We start from the raw sequence: 20,667 nt of genomic DNA, 5'->3' as shown, positions 1-20,667 counted from the left end.
GTCGGCTCTACTTCTCGGAGGGGCCGGCCTTGGGCCCGGCGAGGAGCTTCTTGAGGTCCTTGTCGCGGAAGGTGAGGCGCATCCGCACCTTGATCGGCGGCAGGTTGGTGTACTGGGCGATAGCGGTGAAGTCGGGGAGCTGCTGCAGCGAGTGGACCGGCGCGAGGTCGGTCTCGGTGGCCTGCGTGTTGGTGGAGTGCTCACCGCGGGAGCGTCCGTGGCTGGTCTTCATGACCTCGGTCCGTCCGTACAGGCCCGAGAAGTAGCGAAGGGTCTCCAGGTCGCCGCAGCCGGGCAGCAGCATGCGCAGGCCGCTCGCGGACAGGACGGTGTTGGCCTTCTGGACGCCGAGGGATTCGCGGAGCTGGGACAGGTCGTGCCAGACGGTCAGCATGATGATGCCCATGCCGCGACCGGTGGTCAGGATGTTGGGCAGCCGGGGGTAGCGCAGCATGTTGCCGGCCTCGTCAACGAGGATTCCGACGCTCGGGTCGATGGGCTTGCCGTACGTGTTGTAGCGGACCTCCGCGGCGTGGATGGCTCCGGCGATCAGGGAGCTGATGAGCGGGGCGAAGCGGTCGGCGTCGGCCTCGGAGGCGATGATGCAGATGGTGCCCCGCTTGTCGAGCCACTCCTCGAAGGTGAAGTCCGAGCGGGAGCAGGTCTCGCGTACTTCCTCGTCGGCGAAGACGCGGGCCAGGACGTTGAGGCTGAACTGGATGGATCCGATGCCGTCTTCGTGCAGGCGCAGCCAGGGGGAGGCGTAGTCGTCGGCGACGTCGTTGAAGCCGTGGGCGAGGAGGGTCGCGCGGACGTGGTCGACGGCGTCCTTGCCGAGTGAGATCCAGCGGCGCATGTCGGAGATGCCTCCGCCGGAGAGCTGGGCGGCGAGGAGGATGCCCTTGAGGACGCTTTTGGCCTGGTCGATCCAGGGGGCTGCCCGCTTGTCGTCACCGGAGGAAGAGGCCTCGGCCAGCCAGGACGCCATGCGGTCGGCTGCCTTGGCGTCGGTGCAGTACTCGACCGGCGACCAGTGGTCGCTATCGCGACCAGGGATGCCGGCCGGGGCGATGACCCAGACGGGGCCGAACCAGCGGCGGCGGGCGTAGATGACGTCCAGGTCGGCGGCCTTGGTGGTGGTCACCACCAGCGGCCCTTCCCACTCAGCGGCGTTCGGTAGGACCAGGCCGGTCGTCTTCGACGAGCCGGGCACACCGAACACGGTCGCGGAGATGTTGGGCTGGGCTGCCACGACCTTTTTGGTCCGCTGGCCGCGCCCGGCGGTGATGCGGTTGACCCGTCGGCCGGGGTCGTTGTGGGCGGACATCTTCCGCTCGATCTTCGCGCCGCCCCATTGGGCTCCTCCGGAACGCCCTCCGAAGGACACCGCGCTGGCGACCTTGCCGATCAAAGCGCCCAGAGCGAGCACAAGGAACACGGTGAGGGCGTAGAACAGCCAGGGGGGCGGGGCCGGCTGGTAGACGGAGCCGGGGCCCTTGGCCAGGGCCGAAATCACCGTGACGGGAACGCTGTCCGAACTGCCGACCCAGCCGTTGCCGGACAGCAGTCCGGCGAGCGGTCCGGCGAGCAGGACGGAGCCGCCGACGGTGACGACGAGGCCCGCGCCGTACGCGGCGAGCAGCGTGTTGTCGTCGAGTCCGGCGGCGGAGGGCCCGCGCTCGGACATGTCAGATCACCATCCTCTCGTCGGTCTCGAACAACCGTTCCTCGGTGCGGGAGAGCATCAGCTGGACCGCGTGGCCGCCACCGCGGCCGACTTTCCACAGGGCGCGGCCGCGCTGGCCGGCGCCCCAGGAGCCGATGAGGTTGCATTCGGAGTCGGTGAGTCCGATGGCCTCGCGGGTGATCTGGAGCGGCCGGGTGTCCTGGGCGAGCTGGATGCGGGTCTCGCAGGAGGCGATCAGGTCGCGGGCGATGGCGACGGCCTCCGAGCCGGCCGCCCCGACGCTCTCGAAGTCGGAGAGGCGGTGGGTGGCCAGGACCTGGATGGTGCCGGTCGCCCGGGACAGCCGGAGGTCGCTGTCGATCTTCTTCACCATGGTGGCCCCGCCGGAGCGCATCTGGCGCCACAGCTCGTCTCGGACGACGATCCACGGCTTCTGTCCGGGCTGGTCGATGGCCGACTGCGCCCATGTCGAGACGCAGGAGAGCACCATAGCGACGGTTTCGTCGCCGTACTCCTGCAGGGCGGAGATGTCGACGGACTGGATGGGGGCGTCCCAGTCCAGGTCGATGGAGGTCGCCTCGTCGAAGAGGCCGCCGAGGTGGCCGGTGACCATACCGCCGAGGGCGGAGCGGATGGAGGCCATCTGCTCGCGGGCTCGCTGGACTTCCCCGTCGCGGATGCGCAGCTCTCGGGCCATCGCGTCAGTGGGGTCACGCAGTCGGTCGTAGACAAGCGGGATGGTGGGCACGGCGAGGCGGGTGGTGCCGTGAAGTTCGCCGGTGACCTCGCGTACGGCGACGTCGAGTGCCTCCTCCTCCTCGGGCTGCAGGGTGCGCCGCAGTTGGAGTTCGAGCAGGGCCTTGAGCAGGGTCAGGCGGCGGCGGTGGATCTCGGTGAGGCGGGACTTGAGCTCGGCCGGGTCCTTGATGAGGTCCAGGCCGACACCGAGCGGGCCCGCGTCCAGCGGGTTCAGGCGCCCGGGCAGGCCGGGGCCGAGCCGGACGGGTTCCACGCCCAGGTGGCGGCACAGTGCCTGATACTCGCCCTTGACGTCCCCGGCGATCAGCGTGCGGTGGCCGAAGGCCATCAGCCTCAGGGACAGGGCTTTGATGTGGGCGGACTTACCCGAGCCGGGGATTCCCGTGATCATGACGTTGGGGTTGGTGCACAGGCCTTCCTTCACCCACACCGCAGGGTGGGCGCTGAAGGCTTCCGTGGTCAGGACGTTGCGGCCGATGTACGCGCCGATCGGCGGCAGGCTCGCGGCGTGCAGGAACGGGTAGAGGCCGGCGGCGTTCGCGGTGTCGGCCCGCACCACTTCGGTACGGGGCACGGAGGCGGCCCGGCCGGCGAACGGGTGCGTCCACCCCTTCCTCGGGGCGACGCGCATCGCGGTGGCGGGGTCCTCCAGCAGGCGGGCGCGCCGCTGTTCGCGGGCGGTCCGCTGCTTCGGAAGGGCCACGGGCGGGCGGTCGGCGATGCCGGCGGCCTCGTCGATGCCGATGGCCTCCAGCAGGGTGTCGCCAGCCTGGCGGCGGGAGAACAGGCCCATCAGAATCCCATCCTGCGGTCGGGGAGGCCCTGGCCGAGGGGGAGAGCACCGGTGGCGAAGCCCGTGTCCTGCGCGCCCCACATGCGGCGTAACTCCAGCCCGGATGCGGCGGCGTCGGCCTGGAGTTCAGCGCATGCCGTCTCCAGCTCGGCAAGTTCGGTGACGGTGAGGGTGAGGACGGCGGTCATCCGCATGACGCCCTGGCCTGAGGCGCGCGCGGCGTCCTGCTGACGGGAGATGGCCTCCTCGCGGCGCTCGTCCTCGCTCTCGTCGCGGCCGGACTTGGCGCGCAGGTGGCGGGCGGAGGACCGCTTGGCCTTGTCCCGGGCCAGTTCCTGGCGGGCGCGGCGCGGGCCGATCGGCTCGTAGAGCAGGCTCATCGCACGGCGTGCGTTCTGCCGAGGTCGCATCAGCGGCTGGAGGATCGTCGCGTACACGGCGGCCTGGGGCCAGGTGCGGACCTGGTAGGACACCGACCATGCGCCGTCGTGCCGGTAGACGCCCCACGCCGTCTCGGTGGCGGCGGGGCCGGCCAGGTCGGGGTCGACACCGGGGGCGGTGCCGGTCCAGTCGGGGGCCTGTGCGGCCGCGTTGCGGGTGGCGAGGGCCTGCTGGGCCTCAGGGTCGTAGGCGGTCCGTACGGTCTGGGCCACCTTGCGCGGCGGGAGCCACTCGACGACCTGCAGGCTTGCCGTCGACAGGCCCTGGCCCATCGCGTGCAGTTCGCGTACGAGGACGGCCGCGGCGCCGACCTGCCCGCCGCCGGCTCCCTTGATGGCGAGGCGGGCCCGGGCGGCGGAGAGCGTCACCGTCAGGTACGTCTCGCGCGAGGCGGCGGCCGGGCCGGCGCCGTCCATCAGCTCGGTGAGCGCGGTCACGGCGGCGGCCGGTGCGTCGGCGGTGACGTAGCGGGCCGTCCAAGAGGCGAGGGCGGCGCCGTCGTCGGGCAGGCACCGCTGGTGTACGGCGATCCGTACGACCGGGGAGTCCTCGGTGCAGTAGCCGCGCAGGAACTGCGCCCAAGTGGCCACGCGGGCGGCCTGCTTGTCGGTGTCGACGAGGGCGAGGCCGGGGAAGGTGACGCGGGCGATGGCGCTGTAGGTGCCTGCTACGGGGTCGTGGACGACGCCGAGCTGGCCGCCGAGCCCGTCGGGGGCCTCCAGGATCCGCAGGCGGGCCAGGATCCCGGGCAGGTCCATGGGCTGTCGGCCGGTTGCGGCCGAGCGCGGGGCGAATGCGCCGGAGAAGAAGAGGTTGCGTCGGGTAGCCACGGAGAACTGGTGCCTTACTGCGAGAGAGATCCATTCGTCGGCGCTGAGCCCTGACACCCGCCCGAAGGCGAGAGCGAGCAGGAGCAGTGCGACCGGTACGCACACGAAGCTGGCCTGCCAGCCGACGTTGAACGGCAGGAGCGCGAGCAGGGAGGCGGCGGCGACCATCGCGAAGCCGGGCCCGGACAGCCGGCCCATGAAGCCGGTCGTCTCGGACTGCCAGCCTCCGTAGGAGACGGGCTGGGACATGTCATCCCTCCCTTCGGGGGGCCTGTGCGGGCTGCGGATCGAGGGTCGGTGCCTCGGTCGGCGCTCCGACCGGAGCAGGTGCGGAGGACTGCTGCCGGCGCGGCGGGATGACCACGTGCCGGCCCCCGCCCCCGCCCTGGTCAAGGCCGGCGTGGGCGGCCGTGCTGCCCAGACCGGACTCCAGGGAGTCCTTGCCGACCGCCGCGACTTGCAGGCCGAAGGCCGCCACTCCCAGAGCCCGGCCGCCGAAACGCCCCGCGGACTTCCCGGCCCCGCCCGCGCCGGCCGTGCCCGCGGGTGAGGAAGCCGCGGAGGTCGTTGAGTTCTCCGACTCCAGCGCCTTGGTGTAACCGGAGCCGCCGCCGACCGCTCCGGCGCCGCTGGGGTCGGGACGGTAGCCGCCGGTCATGGAGGAGGCGGAGGAGCCCGCGGAGCTGAGCCATCCCGAGGCCATGGCGGCGCCCGAGCCGTTGGTTGTGAACGTCATGAACTTCGCCAGGGCCGGCCAGCACAGCGCGGCGGCGAGGAACATGACGAAGCCGACGAGCATGTTCTGCACGCCCTTGCCCTCGGACATGGCGAAGACGCCGATGGAAAAGCAGGCAACGATCGAGGGCTTCATCAGGACCAGGGAGACGAAGGCGTTGCGGGCCTTGGGCCACCACTCGGACGTGGAATCGGAGAGCTGCCCGGCCAGGGTGATCGGCATCGTCGCGACGATGAGCATGATGCCGACCTGGCGCATCAGGATCTCTACCCACAGGGCTGCGATGACCAGGATGCAGACGATGCCAACGACGATGACGACGCCGACTGCGGAGGCGGTCACGGTCTCGCCGGCGATGAGCGCGCCTCCGGCGGTGGCGGCGCCGCCGCCACCGGTGATCAAACCGCCGAAGAGGGTGCCGAGCTGCTTCTGCATGGCCTGCGTCGCGGCACCCTCGCCGCTGCCGCCACCCTCGAACGTCTTGTTGATGATCCAGGTCGACACCTCGTCCGACCACGCGAGCGCGGTCTGAGCCACGCCCCAGTACACGGAGGAGATGACGGCCCACTTCGCGAGGCCGATCAGCGCTGTCGCGGCCGGTCCGCCGTTGTGGCTGACCGCGACCTTCCCGAACTGGATCAGCAGGAGGAAGACGGCCAGGACCGCGGAGAGCGAGGTCATCATCAGCGTGAACTTGGCGATTCCTGTGCCGTTCAGGTTGATGGTCGAGTTGTCGGTGAAGAGCGTCGCGAACTCCGACAGCAGCCAGACGACCGACTTGCCGATGTAGGAGGCGGCCTCCTTCAGTGCATTGCTGGCGAACTCCGAGAACTTCCCCGCAACCCACTCCAGCGGCCCCTTGGCGGGCACGCCGTACTCCCCCTCCCCTTCGTTCCTGCACACGCTGAAGGGCCGTCCGTCCTGCACGACGCAGTCGGTGATGAACTTGTCGAGGGCCTCGTAGTTCTTCCACTGCTTGTCGGGGAAGTCCTTGCGCCACTGCTCCAGGCGCCGGATTTCGGCTTCCTTCTGGTCCTCCGGGTTGCACTCCGCAGCCCCGTTGCCGTCCGCGCCCTCACAGGGCTTGGTGTGGCCGGGAAACGGCGGATCGTCCGGGCCGGGCAAGTGGCAGATCTTGTAGTCGCCGATCTGGTCGACCATGCAGTACTTGCCTCGGGTGTCGAGGCCGATGCTCCACTGTTCGGCGTCCCATTCCTTGGGGATGGGATCGGGCGGGCCTACGGAGGCGTGGTACTTCGGATCATCGGCGGCGACGGCGATCGACATGGTGGCGCCCGCACTGAAGAAGGCGAGCAGGGCGCAGACCAGGACGAGGGCTCGCGAGGCCCTCTGGAAACGGTCAGCCATGGAGTACCTGAGCCCAGCCGTCAGTCCAGGCGAAGCGGCTGGTCGGTTCGTAGGCGACCGGGAAGTCGCCCAGGGCGTCGTACTGGTCAGTGAAGCGCCAGGCCCCGTCCTCCCACTTCACGACGAAGGCGATGGTGTCTCCGCGCAGCGGATTCTGGTCCGGGCCGCCCTTCGGCCCGGTGGCAAAGCGGTCGTAGGAGAGCCAGACCTGCATGACCTCGCCGACGGGCAAGCCGGGCACCTTGAGGGATTTGGCCCGTGCGGCGGTGACGGCGGTGGTGAAGGAGATGTCGGCCGGGATCCCGCCCGAGGGAGGAAGCCCGACGGCCTCGCGCATCTTGCGGATCTCGGAGACGTGCTTGTCGACGTAGTCGGGCGCGCCCTTGGATGCCACTGCGGTGAGCTGCTGGGTGGCTTTCTCGTCGTCGAGCCAGGCGTACTCCTCCCAGAAGTACACGGCGGCGCTGATCCCGCCGACCGGGGAGGCCGGGAAGCCGATGGCGACGCCGTCCTTGTGCCCGGTGGGCTTGGACAGCGTGATCTTCTTGCCCTTCTCCGGGGTCATGGGACCCTCGGAGGACGCGCTGCCTGTCGGCGCAGGACTGGCTGAGGCAGAGGGACCGGCCTCCGCCTGCGACTTGCTGTCCTTGGCATCGTCCTGCATCAGCCTGGCCGCGGCGAACCCGCCCGCGGCCAGGAGCGCCGCTAACGCGACGACGATCGCGGCCAAGACGAGTCGGGCTCTGCGGGCCTTGAGCCCGTTCGAGGAGTCCACGCTCAGGCGCTCGTCATGGTGAAGACGGCCAGGACCAGTGAGGACGTCAGTCCGATACCGCCCGCGCCGATCAGGCTCCACAGCACACTCTGCTTGCCGCGGGCCGCCAGCGCCGCGCGCTCGGTGTTATGGCCGACCGCTACCAGGGCCCAGCCGCTGAGGCCGCCGAGCACCGCCAGCGCGAGACCCCCGCCGGCCGTCCAGGCCAGGATCGTCTTGACCGGGGTGTTGACCGCGGTGGGCAGCGACGGGTCGAAGTCGGGCACCGGGCCGACGCCATCGGCCAGGACGATCAGGCCGGGGTCGCTCGCGAGGGTGTGGAGGGTCGTCAGGATCTGGCTCATGTTCGGTGGTTCCTCGTCAGACGGCGGTGACTGCAACGGCAGGGAGCGGTGCGGGCTGCGGAGCATCGGGCAGCGGGTCGCCGAAGGCTTCACGGGCGGCGGCAAGCACGGCGGTGGCCAGCTCACGGGCCGCCTGCCGGGTGCGCGTACGGATCCGGGCCGGCTGGGCCTGGAGTCCGTTGGCGCGGATGTCCGCGTCGTGGGGCAGGTGGACCACGGCGGCGGCGCGGGCGGAGAGCATCGTGGCCGCGGCCCGGACCACGGCGGGTGGCCGTCCATTGGCTGTGCCAGCCAGGACGACCACGGAGCGGTGCAGCGGCAGGCCTTCGGCATGCAGCACCATCACGGCCTGATGAAGGGTCTGAATGCCCTCGGCGGTGGCCTGCGCGCACAGGACCGGCACGCTGAAGGGCAGGTCGCACCAGGCGCGGGTGAGGCTCGGAGATCCTTCACACCGGGCCAGGAGGATGTCGTGCGCCACGAGGTGGGCGGTGTCCGCGACCAGGGCCTGCCAGCCGCCAGCGGCCGCCAGTTGGTACCACGCTGCGGGCGGGGCGGGCAGGGCCAGCGGGGCCGCATGCCATTCGCGCCCGTCGGTCAGCACACGCCAGTCGCCCTCGGCCGCGCGCCGTACGGCGGCGGCGCCGCGGATCCGGGCCCGGGTCAGCGGGCGGTCATGCGGCAGCGCGGCGAGGCCTTCCGCCTCCGTGCCGCCGTTCCATGTCGGCCAGGGGGAGGCGAGGCGCGGTGCCAGGTCGAACACCACGGTGTCGGCTGCGGCAGCCAGCGCATCGGCGAGGACGTGCGCGACGGTCGAGCGCGCGCTGCCGCCGGTCGCTGCCATCACGGGCACGACGAGGCGCGCGGTCTCCGGTAACGACGCCAACGGCGCCGAGTTGCTCCCTTTACTCATGAGTCCCCCCGATAACGCGCTGCGAAGAGCCATAGCTAATGTGAATTTCACACGTTTTGCCAGCTCCTTCGCAGTGAAAGGCATCGGCACTTTACACCGGGATGCGGCAACAGCTGATGGCCTCTCACCAGCCCCTCGCTCAAGCCGAAATAGCATAGTGTCACGATCCGTCACGCAATCGCAGCGAGATCACTCCCGGCCACCGTGGCCGAATTGCATCTTCGTGGGCGCAAATCAGAGGGACTTTCGAGGGGGGCAGGTGGGGGCGGCGAAGCGGTGGCTGGGGGTGGCCGCTGCGGGCGCGGCGGCTGCCCCTGTGGCGCTGGGAGTGGGGATCGTCATGCTCATCGCCACGCTTGCAGAGGACGACAGCAAGGGACGCGACGTCGGCACGTGGCCGACCGCGAGCACCCTCAGGATCGGCGGGGCCGACGGCGTACCGGCCCAGTACGCTCCGCTCATCCTGGCTGCGGCCGCCGCGTGCGATCAGGGGCTCCCCCCGGCGATCCTGGCGGCCCAGCTGTGGCGCGAGAGCAACTTCGACCCCACGGCGATCTCCAGGGATTCCGCCGACAGGCCGATCGCGTACGGGATCTCACAGTTCATTCCGGAGACCTGGGCCCGTCAGGGGGTCGATGGTGACGATGACGGCGACAAGGACGTCATGGACCCGAAGGACGCCATCCCCGCGCAGGGGCGCATGATGTGCGACCTGCTGAAGACGGCCAAGGCGCACCCCGAGTACAGCGGTTCCCCCGTCGAGAAGGCCCTGGCCGGCTACAACGCGGGCTGGGGCCGGGTCGAACATTTCGGCGGCGTACCGCCCGCGAGTTTCGCCGAGGGGCAGACGTACGACTACGTCAAGGCGATCCTGGCCCGGTCGGTGAAGTACACCGCGTCGGGGAGCGGCGGCGGCCCGGTCGAGCTGCCGACCGGCTTCGAGCTTCCGCCGGACGCCCCGCCCCAGGTCCGCACCGCCGTGGCCTGGGCCCTGGCCCAGAGGGGCGGCTGGTACCAGCTCGGCGGCGACTGCACCAACGCCCTGGGCTCCAACCCGCAGCACTGGTGCGACTGCTCCTCCCTCGTGCAGCAGGCGTACATGGCGGCCGGGATCACGATCCCGCGCGTCACCTTCGACCAGATCAAGCTGCCCCTCCAGGTCGGCCTGGACAGCCCGAAACCCGGCGACCTGGTCTTCAACGCCGGATCCGACGGCTCGGCGGCCAGCCCGGGGCACGTCGGCATGTACATCGGCTCGGGCCTGCTGATCGAGTCCCCGCGGACCGGGGTCCGCACGCGGATCGTCCCGTACAGCAGCTGGCGCAACTCGACGAACTACATGACCCGGGCGACGGGGATCCGCCGGGTGGTGGCCTGGTGACCGACACGAGCGCAGGGGCTCCGATGCACGATCATTCCTTCTTCCGCCCCTGGGGCGTGGTCGACCCGGCGTTCTGGGCGGGCGCGGAGGCCGAGCAGCCCCTCGCCCCCGACGAGACCTCCCCTCCTCCCGAGGTCGCCGCCAGCACCGTGAGCGGCGACCTCGCGGACCGGCTGGCCGCCATCCAGGAGGCCGCGTCCCTCGACCTCGCGCGCGCGAACGCGCTGGCCGAGGAGCTCGACGCGAAAACCACGGCCGCGCATGGCGAGGAGCACATCGAGACGGTACGGGTCCGCGAGGTCCGCGCCTACCTCGTGCTCCTGACCGGACATCACGAGACTGCGGCGGCCTGGTACCTCCACGTGGTCCGCCTGCACGTCGGCCTCCACGGTCCGCACCACACCGAGACGGCTCTCGCGGTGCGCCGGGCGTACAGCATGTGGAAGGCACTGCCGGCCCCAGATGCGGTCCGCCTCGCAGGGAGTCTGATGGCAACCTTCTCCGAGCTGGAGGGCGCGGGGAAGGAAGCCGTCCCCCGTATGCGCGAGCACCTTCGGCAGCTTCAGGAGTCCGGAGCCCAGCTCGCCGCGCCGATGCCCGCGACATGAACTGGAGCCGCAGGTAGGTGGTCTGCGAATCGATCGCCAGCCTGGTTCTGCCGACCGCGGCTCGTGGCCGACCTGAGCGGCGGGGTTCTCTCGTTGGGAGGCAGACGCAGCCCAGTGCGCCGCTCATCGGCGTTCCAGGATCAGGCCGCCGGACTGCCGCAGGCGGCACCGGAGGCGTCCTGGACGGCCAGCGGGCGGTGGTCGGGGGCATCCCCGCCAGCGCGGGGAGCAGTCGGACAGGCGCCGCAGCGCCATCTTGATCGTGGGCTCATCCCCACGGGCGCGGGGAACAGTTGATCACCGCCTCGTTGCCGAAGGGGCCGAACGGGGCATCCCCGCGGTGCGGGGAGGAGCACTCTTCCAGTCGGTTGACTGCCCAGGTGACGGGTTCATCCCCACGGGCGCAGGAAGCAGATCGCCACTTCGGTCCCGAGCATGCGGCCCTCGGGGTCATCCCCGCAGGCGCGGGGGCAGGAAACCGGATTCGTCCGAGGCCTGCTCTGCCGGGGGTCATCCCTGCGGGCGCAGGAAGCAGCAACCGTCACAAGCGAGCCGGACTTCCCATACGGGGTCATCCCCGCGGCCGCGGAGAGCAACGCGGGTCGCACTTTTCGTCGTCCGCGCACTGGGGGTCATCCCCGCGGGCGCGCGGAGCAGACGGTGAGGCGTGACCGGTTCACAGCCTGGCCGGGGTCATCCCCGCGGGCGCGGGGAGCAGACGTGGCCTCGGCATCCGTCGGGCCCGTTTCGGGGGTCATCCCCGCGGGCGCGGGGAGCAGCGTGACGCTGCAGGCTTCGTCGCCTTGGTGCTCGGGGTCATCCCCGCGGGCGCGGGGAGCAGGCTGCGCTGTCTCCGTGCGAGGTTCTGCGCCAGGGGTCATCCCCGCGGGCGCGGGGAGCAGACTTTCTGACCTGCCACTTTAGAGGGACAAGTGGTCGCGCCACGGCACTTTCGCCGAAACCGACATCCAGCGCATCTCACCCCTCTGCCAGTCCCAAGCGCCGCAGCTGCCTGTCGACATACCTCTCTCGGCGCCTGCGTCGGACAAGCGAACGGGCGCCGCTCCAGCAGGGCAGGGCAGGCTGCCGGACTGCACGACTCGTAGCGGGGACTCCTTCGGCGCCCACCACAGCGAGGAGTTATCCACACCGCAGGGCCTGTCCACAGGCAAGCCCGCCGGCCTCGTCCGAGGTGGGACGATCACCACGTTCCGCGACGAAGGAGGGGATGGCGATGTCCGCAACCGTGATCAACGTGCTCGACGCACAGCTCGATTCCGAAGACACAGCCGCGTCACTGGCTGCCGCCTGGGACGTCCTAGGGATGACCGCCGAGCTCTGCGATGCCATCACGTTCGACGAACACAGCGACGAACTGCAGGCGATGGTCGCCGCACAGAAGTGCTCGGAGGCCCGGGATCTCCTCCCGCTCCCGACGACCGGCAGGCCGACCACGGCTCCGCCTCCGGAACCAGGGGCCGCGGGCCTTGTCCCGTACGTACGGCTCCTCGAGCACGTCGGCGCTGCGCTGGCCCGGCTGGCTGCGGGGCTGTCGGGGGCCGAGGCCCAAGCCCTGGGACGAGCCGGGGAGCTGGCGGCCGGCGCGGCCGCGGCGCTGGCCGTGGTCCGGGGGCAGTGAGGTGACCACCCTGGGAGAGCTGTTCGACGTCGCGATCGCCCGGCTCGAGGAGGTCGCCCAGACTCCGCTCGCGTCGGTCGCCGCCGATGAGCGTGCGGCACTGGCCGCCGAGCTCGACGGCTTACTGCAGCAGGTGCAGAAAGGGCTCGGCCCGCGCGCGTACACCCCGGTCCCGACGGCCGAGGAGCGGAAGCTGACCCCGGCGGAGCAGAACCTGGACAACTACCTGGGCGATGCGCGGAAGTCGCTCGGTACAGCGAGCCGGTACCTGTCGCCGCAGCAGGGGGAGCCTGGGCCGACCGGCGAGCGTATCGCTGTGGCGACGCGGGCCGTGGGAGCCGTACGCGACACGATCAGCAGCCATCTGGGCCCGGACCGGGCCCCCTTGACCCCGTACGCCTACCTCCTTCGACACCGGAAGGCCTTCGACTACCTCGCCCGGCGCTATTCAGTGGTCGCCTGGGCGGCTGGCCACGTGGTGCACCGGCTCTCGCAGGGCGCCGAGCATCCCGGCGCGGTCGACGCCTTCCACGAGGCCCGGAACTCCCTCGACAACGCCTCCGTCTACGCACGGGGGCTCTACGAACGCGCGAGGACCGGCGACGACGATCACGACCTGGCCGCCTTCCCGACGGCCCTGCCCGTCGAACCGGTCCAGGCCACGGCCGCGGACCCGACCACCGCGGTGGTCGGGCGCCTCTCCGAGGACAGCGAACGGCTCTCCCGCGCCGCGTACGCCGCCCTGCACGACCGTGCGGAGCAGCGGATGAGCGGCTCGGACCTCCAGCAGATCTCCCGCTGGAACGCCATGGGCCGACTACTGGCGGGACGGGTGCTCCTGCACGTCGCGGAGGACACTGCGGACGCCTCGGTGCGCGAGAGCCTCAAGGCGGCGGCTGGGGAGTTGAGGGAGTCCTCCCGGGCGTGGAAGGCCGCGGCAGAGGCCTGGCAACGCGTCGTGGACACCGGGGACCCGCGAGAACACCCGCAGCTGCCCCCGCCGGGGTACGCGCAGGCCAAGCAGGGCAAGTCCGTACCGATGCCGTCAACCGATCCCCACCCGGCGGTGGTGATCTCCCGTACGAGCGTCGTACGGCTGGGCCAGCTGCTGTTCGGTTCGCAGTGGACGCCGGAGCAGCCGCCCGGAGCCGCGCGGCCGGCTGCCGAACTTCTCGCGGACTCCGGCGGGGCGGGCACTCTGGCGGCCTCCGCGTACCGCCTCTCCGCCACCGGCTGGCAAATGGCCGCGGCGGCCCCGTGGGTCGTCCGCCGCTCCGAGGCCGGACTGGTGACCGACGCCCCCGACTACCGTCCGGCCGGCCTCGACCGGGACCGTCGCTTCTACCCCGTCCATCCCCGCCAGATCGAGACACTGACGGGGGCATACGGGGCGGTCATGGCCGCCGAACAGAAAAGCGCGGCCGCCCTCCTGACCACCGCGCAACGCGCGGGCACCCCCGTACCGCGGGCCATGCTGGACGCGGCCGCGCACCGAACGATCGCCCAGGAACAGCAATGGGTCACGGCGAAACCGAACCAGGCTCCGCCCCGACCCCTACCCCGAGCCCACGTCCCAACCGACCTGGTCCTCGGCCGCCGCCCGGGCATGCGCCGGTGATCCCTCTGCGTGGCGTACTCCCGCTCGAGGCCTCGCGCGGCCGCCCTATTAGGGTTCATCCCCGCACGCGCGGGAAGCAGGACGCAACCCTTGCCGCGGACCCGGAGGTGGTGGGTTCATCCCCGCACGCGCGGGAAGCAGGACGCAACCCTTGCCGCGGACCCGGAGGTGGTGGGTTCATCCCCGCACGCGCGGGGAGCAGGACGCAACCCTTGCCGCGGACCCGGAGGTGGTGGGTTCATCCCCGCACGCGCGGGGAGCAGGTGGGCTCCCCGGAATCGGTGAGACCGCGTGGGGGTTCATCCCCGCACGCGCGGGGAGCAGCAGCCGTCCGCGCGGCCCTCGGTGCCCCAGATGGGTTCATCACCGCACGCGCGGAGAGTAGAAGCAACTCGGCCTGCGCGGTCACCGCGGCCTGGGTTCATCCCCGCAGGCGCGGGGAGCAGGCCACGGCGAAGGCGCTACCGCTGGTGACCCCGGGTTCATCCCCGCGCACGCGGGGAGCAGCACCATGTGCTGGAAGTCGGCTCGAACACCGGGGGTTCATCCCCGCGCACGCGGGGAGCAGATGGCTTGAAGCGCCGCTTGCGCGGCCGCGGAGGGTTCATCCCCGCGCACGCGGGGAGCAGCCGTGGTCGGAGGCCTCGGCCCCGGAGAGCGAGGGTTCATCCCCGCGCACGCGGGGAGCAGACGGTGACGCCGGTGATCCGCCGGTCGATGCTGGGTTCATCCCCGCGCACGCGGGGAGCAGGGCACGGCGAACCTCCGTACAGTGCAGACTCGGGGTTCATCCCCGCGCACGCGGGGAGCAGGAAGACCTCCGTGACGGATAGCTGTTGGAGATGGGTTCATCCCCGCGCACGCGGGGAGCAGCGCAGCCCCGCCTCCGCGGCGCGCGCCGCCCAGGGTTCATCCCCGCGCACGCGGGAAGCAGTCGATTCCTGAGGGTGCCGAGGGCGACGCCTGGGGTTCATCCCCGCGCACGCGGGAAGCAGGCTTACCGACCTGCCACTTTAGGCAGCGAGATGGATGATCTGAAGCGGTTTCACCCAACTCGACAATTCCGTCATTTCGCGCAACCCGCGATCGACAATTGCCCAAAGGGTACGGGCTCCTTGTCGACCCAGTCAGCACTGAGGACCGTCCGCCCGATCACCCCAAGCAGCGCTCAAGCGACCCACCAGCCTTCCCCGCCGAAACATCAGCCACAGAAGGTGTGCCCAGCCGAAAGCCGCACGCGGTATGCGGTGTACGGGCGCTACTCCGCACCACAGGGAGCCTCAGCCACGAATCTGTTTTGTTCGGCACAGGCGCGGCGCTGTGTGATGGGAATGATGACAAGCGCTGGTGGTATCGCTGGTGCCGGAGGACGAGGACTCGCCAGAGGTCACCATGCGGTCGGCGCTGGCGACCCGATGCAACACGGTGCGGTCGTCCCTGTGCTGCCGGGTGAGCCGGAGGCGCTGGGGTAGCGACGGGGCAGGAAGCGGGTCCCCGCGCTGTCTCGGGAGGCGCGTAGAAGACAAGCCGCTGCTGACGCCTGATGTGGACGACAAACCGGTGCCGCCGACGTGGCGCAAAGCGGTGTACGCCAATCCGGAGCTTCCGCCGCGGCACGCGCCGAGCAGGCTGCGGTCGGCTGACTGGCCCCCACGCTGGCCAGCTGGCCAGCTGGCCAAGAGCAGCTGACCAGCCTGGCCTCATGACCTGCTTCGTTCTCCGAGTCCTCGCGGTCCGTTCGAGGCCGTCCTGCCGACCCCGAACCCGTAGTTGCGGATGGTGTTCAGGCAGCCGAGCGGTCCGAACACAGCGCTTGAACGGGCGGGTACCCGCAAGACGGAGAAGCTGTACGTTCGTGAAGATCCATCCGGCGCCCAGCCTGCATGAGTCCAGTTGGAGGCCTTCCCGCGGGTGTCCCAATTCGCTGGTGCGGATTACCCGTCAAAAGTGCAACGTGGTAAGACTGTTCGATTATTTGATCGCACCCGAACCACGGGGGAACGGGGGTCGCATGTCTGTCACGGTGCCCGACTGGGCCGACACACTGCTGGACCTGATCGGTGTGGCCTGGCCGAATGTGGACGAGGACGCCTACCGGGAGATGGCCGACTCGCTCCGCGAGTTCGCCGACGACCTGCTCGACGACGGCCAGCTCGCCAACAACCACGTCGAACGCCTGCTGTCCGCCAGCAAGGGCGAATCGATCGAGGCCCTGAACCAGCACTGGGACAAGGTCAAGGGCCAGCACTTCAAGGACATCGCGGGCGCCGCCCGCGTCATCGCCGGCGCCATGGACCTGGCGGCCGACGCGGTGGTGGGCATGAAGACGGCCGCCCTGGTCCAGCTCGGCTACCTCGCCACCGAAGCCGGGATCGCCCTCTCCCTCATCCCCGTCACCGGCGGCCTGTCGATGCTGATCGGCGCAGGCGCCATGCGCGCGACCCAGGAGGTCATCAAGCGCCTCATCAAGGAATGTGTCGAGGAGGCCGTCGGCTACATCGTCTCCGCGATGACCGAACCGGCCGTCGCAGCCCTGGAGGGCATGGCCGCCGACCTCGTCGTCCAGCTCGGCTCCATGGCCCTCGGCCTCCAGGACGGCGTCGACCTCGACCAGACCAAGAACGCGGGCAAGGACGGCTTCAACGACGGCGTCCAGTCCGGCAAGGAATCCCTCCACCTCGCCTCCGCAGGCGGCACCGGGGGCGGAGGGGGCGGCACCGGCCTGGTCGACCTCCACATCGAGCACTCCGAACACGCCCTCGCGGGCACCAACCTGGGCAACGTCAGCACCAACATCCACGGCAAGACCACCTCCAAACTCACCAAGGCCAAGCACCACCACGGCCGCACCCGAGGCCGCGACTCCATCGCCCAGGCCATCGACCCCGTAGCCGACAAAGCCATGGCAGCCCTCACCAAAGCCACCAAGGCCATGGGCGACCACGTCGGCAAAACCCTCCCCAAAGCCGTCAAACAGATATCCACCGACCACAAGAAGAACGACCAGGCCATCCACGACGACTTCAACCGCCTGAAACGCAAAAACTCCGGTGAGGGCGGCCGAAAAGACGGCAACCACGCCACAGGCGACCGCAAGGGTGACCACGGGGACAGCAACAATCCCCGGACGAAGCCAAACGGCCTGCGCGACGCCCGCGACGACGCACGCCGCAACTCCATCCCCTTGGACCGCAAGACGTGCAAGTCCGACCCCGTCGACATCGCGACGGGAGAGATGACCCTGCCGCAGGTCGACCTCTCCCTACCCGGGGTGCTTCCGCTCGTCGTGGACCGTACCCACCTGTCGGCGTACCGCTACGGCCACTGGTTCGGCCGCAGCTGGGCCTCGCTGTTCGACGAGCGCCTGGAAGCCGACCCCGTGGGGCCGGGCGTCGTCTGGGCGCGCAGCGACGGTTCGTGCCTCGTCTATCCCCGCCTCCCGCAGCCCGGCGACGACCGGGTCTGGCCCACGGAGGGACCGCGGATCGCCCTTGCCCATGGCGGCGTGCACGAGGACGAGACCACCTACACCCTGTCCGAGCCCGACTCCGGGCTCACCCGCTCGTTTACCGGAAGTCCGTATCGCACCTCCACGGCCTGCTGGCTCGCCGAGCTCAGGGACCGTCACGACAACACCATCAGCCTGGCCCGTCGACCGGACGGAGCGCCCTCCGCCGTGTCCCACAGCGGCGGCTACAGGCTCCAGGTGGATGTCGCCGACGAGCGGATCACCGCCCTGCGTCTGCACAGCCCGCAGGGCCCGGTCACCGTCATGTCGTACGGATATGACCCCGACGGCAACCTTGATTCCGTCACCAACTCCTCCGGCACGGCGACCCGCTTCACCTACGACACCGCCGGCCGCATGACCTCGTGGACCGACCGCAACCGCTCCACCTACCTGTATTTCTACGACGCGGCCGGCCGCGTGGTTCAGACCGTGGGGCCCGACGGCTTCCTGTCCTCGCGGTTCTCCTACGACAGCGAGGCGGGCATCACCCGCTACACCGACTCCACCGGTGCCACCAGTGTCTTCCTTCTGAACCATCTCCTGCAGGTCGTCGCCGAGACCGATCCCCTGGGCAACACGGTCAGCCAGGTCTGGGACCGCTACGACCGTCTCCTGAGCCGCACCGACAGCCAGGGCCGCACCGTCACCTACACCTGGGACGAGGACGGCAACCCCACTTCCGTACGCGAACCGGACGGCTCCCTCGCCACCACGCAGTACGACGAGCGGGGACTGCCCACAGTCGTGACCGCCGCCGACGGAAGCGTGTGGCGCCGTACCTATGACGACCGCGGCAACAACATCACCCTGACCACCCCGGACGGGGCCACCACCTGCTACGCCTACGACCCGAACGGCGCGCTCGCCGCGTTCACCGACCCGCTGGGCAGCCGGCAGACCTACCGCTCGGACGACGCCGGTATGGTCCTTTCCCACACCGACGCCCAAGGCAGGACGACCACCCTGGTCCGCGACGCGTTCGGCCGACCCTTTTCCGTCACGGACGCCGACGGCGCCACCACCACGTGCAGGTGGAGCGTCGAGGGGCACCTCACCTCACACACCCGTCCCGACGGCGCCACCCAGCGGTGGACCTATGACGGGGAGGGCAACTGCCTCACCGAGACCGACGCCAACGGCGGCATCACCCGCTACGAGTACACCCACTTCGACCAGCCGGCCTCCCGCACCACTCCCGACGGAGCCCGCTACGAGTTCCGCTACGACACCGAACTCCGCCTGGCCGAGGTCCACAACGCTGCCGGACTCACCTGGACCTACGCGTACGACGCCGTAGGGCGTCTGGTCTCCGAGACCGACTTCGACGGCCGAACCCTGCACTACGCCTACGACCCATCGGGCCGCGCGCGCTCCCGCACCAACCCGCTGGGCCAGAGGGTCACCACCCACCTGGACGACGCCGGCCGCATCACCGCCCGCGACGTCGACGGCGCCATCACCACATACGCCTACGACCGGTCCGGACGCCTCACCGAGGCACACTCCGCCAACTCCGGCCTCGTCCTGGAATGGGACTCCATGGGCCGCACCGTCGCCGAGACCGTCGACGGGCGCACCAGCCGGTTCAGCTACGACGCCCTCTCCCGCCGGACCCGTCGGGTCACTCCCAGCGGCGCCACCACCCACCTCACCCACGACGAGGCGGGCAACCGCACTCACGTGGACCTCGCCGGCCACGGCATCACGTTCGCCCACGACGCCGGCGGCCGGGAGGTGGCCCGGTCCTTCGGCAGCCCCGGGCAGCCCGTGGTCCTCGGCACCGCCTACGACACCGCGGGCCGGGTCCGGGAGCACCGCCTCACCGCCCAGAACCGGACCGTGAGCTCCCGCCTCTACGCCTACCGTGCCGACGACCGGCTCGAGACCGTCACCGACGGGGTATCCGGCAACCGCAGGCACTACGAACTCGACCCGGCGGGACGACCCCTGCGTGTCGAGGCCCACGGCTGGACGGAAACGTACGCCTACGACAGCGAGGGAAACCAGACCTCCGCGCACTGGCCCGACAAGGCCCCCCACCCCGAGTCCCGCGGCGCGCGCGCGTACAGCGGAAACCGGCTGACATCTGCCGGAGCCCTCCACTACACCTACGATGCGGCCGGCCGCATCGTCGAACGGCGCAAGAAGCGAATATCCCGCAAGCCCGACGTCTGGCGCTACGAATGGGACGCCGCAGACCGGCTGACCGCGTGCACCACACCCGACGGCACCCGGTGGACGTACCGCTACGACCCGCTCGGCCGCCGCACCGCCAAGCTGCAGCACGCCCCCGACGGGACCGTCGTCGCCCAGACCCTCTTCAGCTGGGACGGCAGTCGCCTGGCAGAACAGACCGACTCGGCCACCGGCACCACCCTGACCTGGGAGTACGACGATCACCGTCCGATCGCCCAGGCCGAGCACCGCACGACGCAGGACGCCGCCGACGGCCAGGAGTCCGTCGACTCCCGCTTCTTCGCGATCGTCACCGACCTGGTCGGCACACCGACCGAGCTCGTCGACCACACGGGCGCCACCGCCTGGCACAGCCGGGCCACCCAGTGGGGCGCCACCGCCTGGAACCGGGACGCCGACGCCCACACCCCTCTGCGTTTCCCCGGCCAGTACGCGGACCCCGAAACCGGTCTGCACTACAACTTCTTCCGCCACTACGACCCCGAGGCCGGCCGCTACGTCAGCCCCGACCCCCTCGGCCTGGACCCCGCCCCCAACCCCGCCGCCTACGTCGCCAACCCGGCCACCGAGGCCGACCCCCTCGGCCTGGCGCCCTGCATGCAGGGCCTGGAGGACATGGCACACAAGATCTCCCAGGTCCTGCCCAACAAGCGGCAACGGGAGGGACAGACCGTCGCGATCATCGCCACCCGCCACAAGGGCAAGGACGTCCTCATCGTCGCCGGAACCAGCAAGAGCAAGCTGACCCCCGCCCAGCGGAAGCTGGCCGAGGAGATGGGCCTCTACCCGCTCCCGAACGACCAATACCTCCCCCCGACACCTCCCAAGGTCCCTGGCGGGCATGCAGAGCAGAACATCCTCCACTACCTCAGCCGCCTGCACAGCAAGGGCTCGGATGACTGGCTTCCCACCCACGGCGCGGCCATGCGCAGCGTCTGCCCGGATTTCTGCGCCCCCATCATCCGCATCGAGGGCATGCTGGCGGGGCCGACGTATGGTGACGACAAGCCCACCCACCGGCGGCAGTTCTACTGGCCCAGCCGCTACACCCCGGACACGAATTAGGAC

12 protein-coding genes and 1 CRISPR repeat array are annotated in these 20,667 nt (G+C 70.5%); of the genes, 5 read left to right on the top strand and 7 right to left on the bottom strand.

Annotated elements, in window-relative coordinates; genetic code table 11:
- Positions 1-7 precede the first annotated feature (7 nt).
- From ACFTXQ_RS16710 to ACFTXQ_RS16680, 7 genes are read right to left on the bottom strand one after another with little or no spacing between them, the layout of a single operon-like run.
- Positions 8-1,687, bottom strand: coding sequence for a type IV secretory system conjugative DNA transfer family protein (locus tag ACFTXQ_RS16710; protein ID WP_382641338.1), 1,680 nt, complete (start codon positions 1,685-1,687; stop codon positions 8-10).
- Position 1,688: 1 nt separating this feature from the next.
- Positions 1,689-3,239, bottom strand: coding sequence for a type VI secretion protein (locus ACFTXQ_RS16705; protein ID WP_382641336.1), 1,551 nt, complete (start codon positions 3,237-3,239; stop codon positions 1,689-1,691).
- Positions 3,239-4,759 carry an SCO6880 family protein gene (locus ACFTXQ_RS16700; protein WP_382641334.1) on the bottom strand — a complete coding sequence of 507 codons (1,521 nt, stop codon included), beginning with the start codon at positions 4,757-4,759 and terminating at the stop codon, positions 3,239-3,241. Before ACFTXQ_RS16700 ends, ACFTXQ_RS16705 begins: the two co-directional genes overlap by 1 nt.
- Position 4,760: 1 nt before the next feature.
- Entirely contained in the window at positions 4,761-6,614 is a 1,854-nt protein-coding gene (locus ACFTXQ_RS16695; RefSeq protein ID WP_382641332.1) for a hypothetical protein, read from the bottom strand.
- Entirely contained in the window at positions 6,607-7,389 is a 783-nt protein-coding gene (locus ACFTXQ_RS16690) for a hypothetical protein (RefSeq protein ID WP_382641330.1), read from the bottom strand. Before ACFTXQ_RS16690 ends, ACFTXQ_RS16695 begins: the two co-directional genes overlap by 8 nt.
- A 2-nt stretch (positions 7,390-7,391) precedes the next feature.
- A complete protein-coding gene (locus tag ACFTXQ_RS16685; protein ID WP_382641328.1) occupies positions 7,392-7,733 on the bottom strand; it encodes a hypothetical protein in 342 nt (113 codons plus the stop codon).
- A 16-nt stretch (positions 7,734-7,749) separates the two neighbouring features.
- Complete coding sequence (locus ACFTXQ_RS16680; protein ID WP_382641326.1) at positions 7,750-8,619, bottom strand: hypothetical protein; 870 nt, start codon at positions 8,617-8,619, stop codon at positions 7,750-7,752.
- Between the two features lie 367 nt (positions 8,620-8,986).
- Here ACFTXQ_RS16680 and ACFTXQ_RS16675 point away from each other — a divergent pair, with 367 nt between their 5' ends.
- The 5 genes from ACFTXQ_RS16675 to ACFTXQ_RS16655 all read left to right on the top strand — a co-directional run bounded on the left by ACFTXQ_RS16675 (position 8,987) and on the right by ACFTXQ_RS16655 (position 20,664).
- A complete protein-coding gene (locus ACFTXQ_RS16675) occupies positions 8,987-10,027 on the top strand; it encodes an NlpC/P60 family protein (protein WP_382641324.1) in 1,041 nt (346 codons plus the stop codon).
- 23 nt (positions 10,028-10,050) lie between these two features.
- Positions 10,051-10,635, top strand: a complete 585-nt coding sequence (locus tag ACFTXQ_RS16670) for a hypothetical protein (protein WP_382641322.1) — start codon at positions 10,051-10,053, stop codon at positions 10,633-10,635.
- A gap of 1,234 nt (positions 10,636-11,869) precedes the next feature.
- Positions 11,870-12,274 (top strand): hypothetical protein, encoded by a 405-nt coding sequence (locus ACFTXQ_RS16665; protein WP_382641320.1) that lies wholly within the window; start codon positions 11,870-11,872, stop codon positions 12,272-12,274.
- Position 12,275: 1 nt separating this feature from the next.
- Complete coding sequence (locus tag ACFTXQ_RS16660) at positions 12,276-13,892, top strand: hypothetical protein (RefSeq protein ID WP_382641318.1); 1,617 nt, start codon at positions 12,276-12,278, stop codon at positions 13,890-13,892.
- A 51-nt stretch (positions 13,893-13,943) separates the two neighbouring features.
- Positions 13,944-14,887: direct repeats of the CRISPR family, unit length 29 nt; unit sequence GGGTTCATCCCCGCGCACGCGGGGAGCAG.
- A gap of 1,016 nt (positions 14,888-15,903) precedes the next feature.
- Positions 15,904-20,664, top strand: coding sequence for an RHS repeat-associated core domain-containing protein (locus tag ACFTXQ_RS16655; RefSeq protein ID WP_382641316.1), 4,761 nt, complete (start codon positions 15,904-15,906; stop codon positions 20,662-20,664).
- The last annotated feature ends 3 nt before the right edge of the window (positions 20,665-20,667 follow it).

The organism is Streptomyces sp. NPDC057010, from assembly GCF_042673805.1.
Classification (GTDB): domain Bacteria; phylum Actinomycetota; class Actinomycetes; order Streptomycetales; family Streptomycetaceae; genus Streptomyces.
The sequence above is the reverse complement of the archived record's forward strand: the minus strand, read 5'-3'. Positions and strand labels throughout refer to the sequence as shown.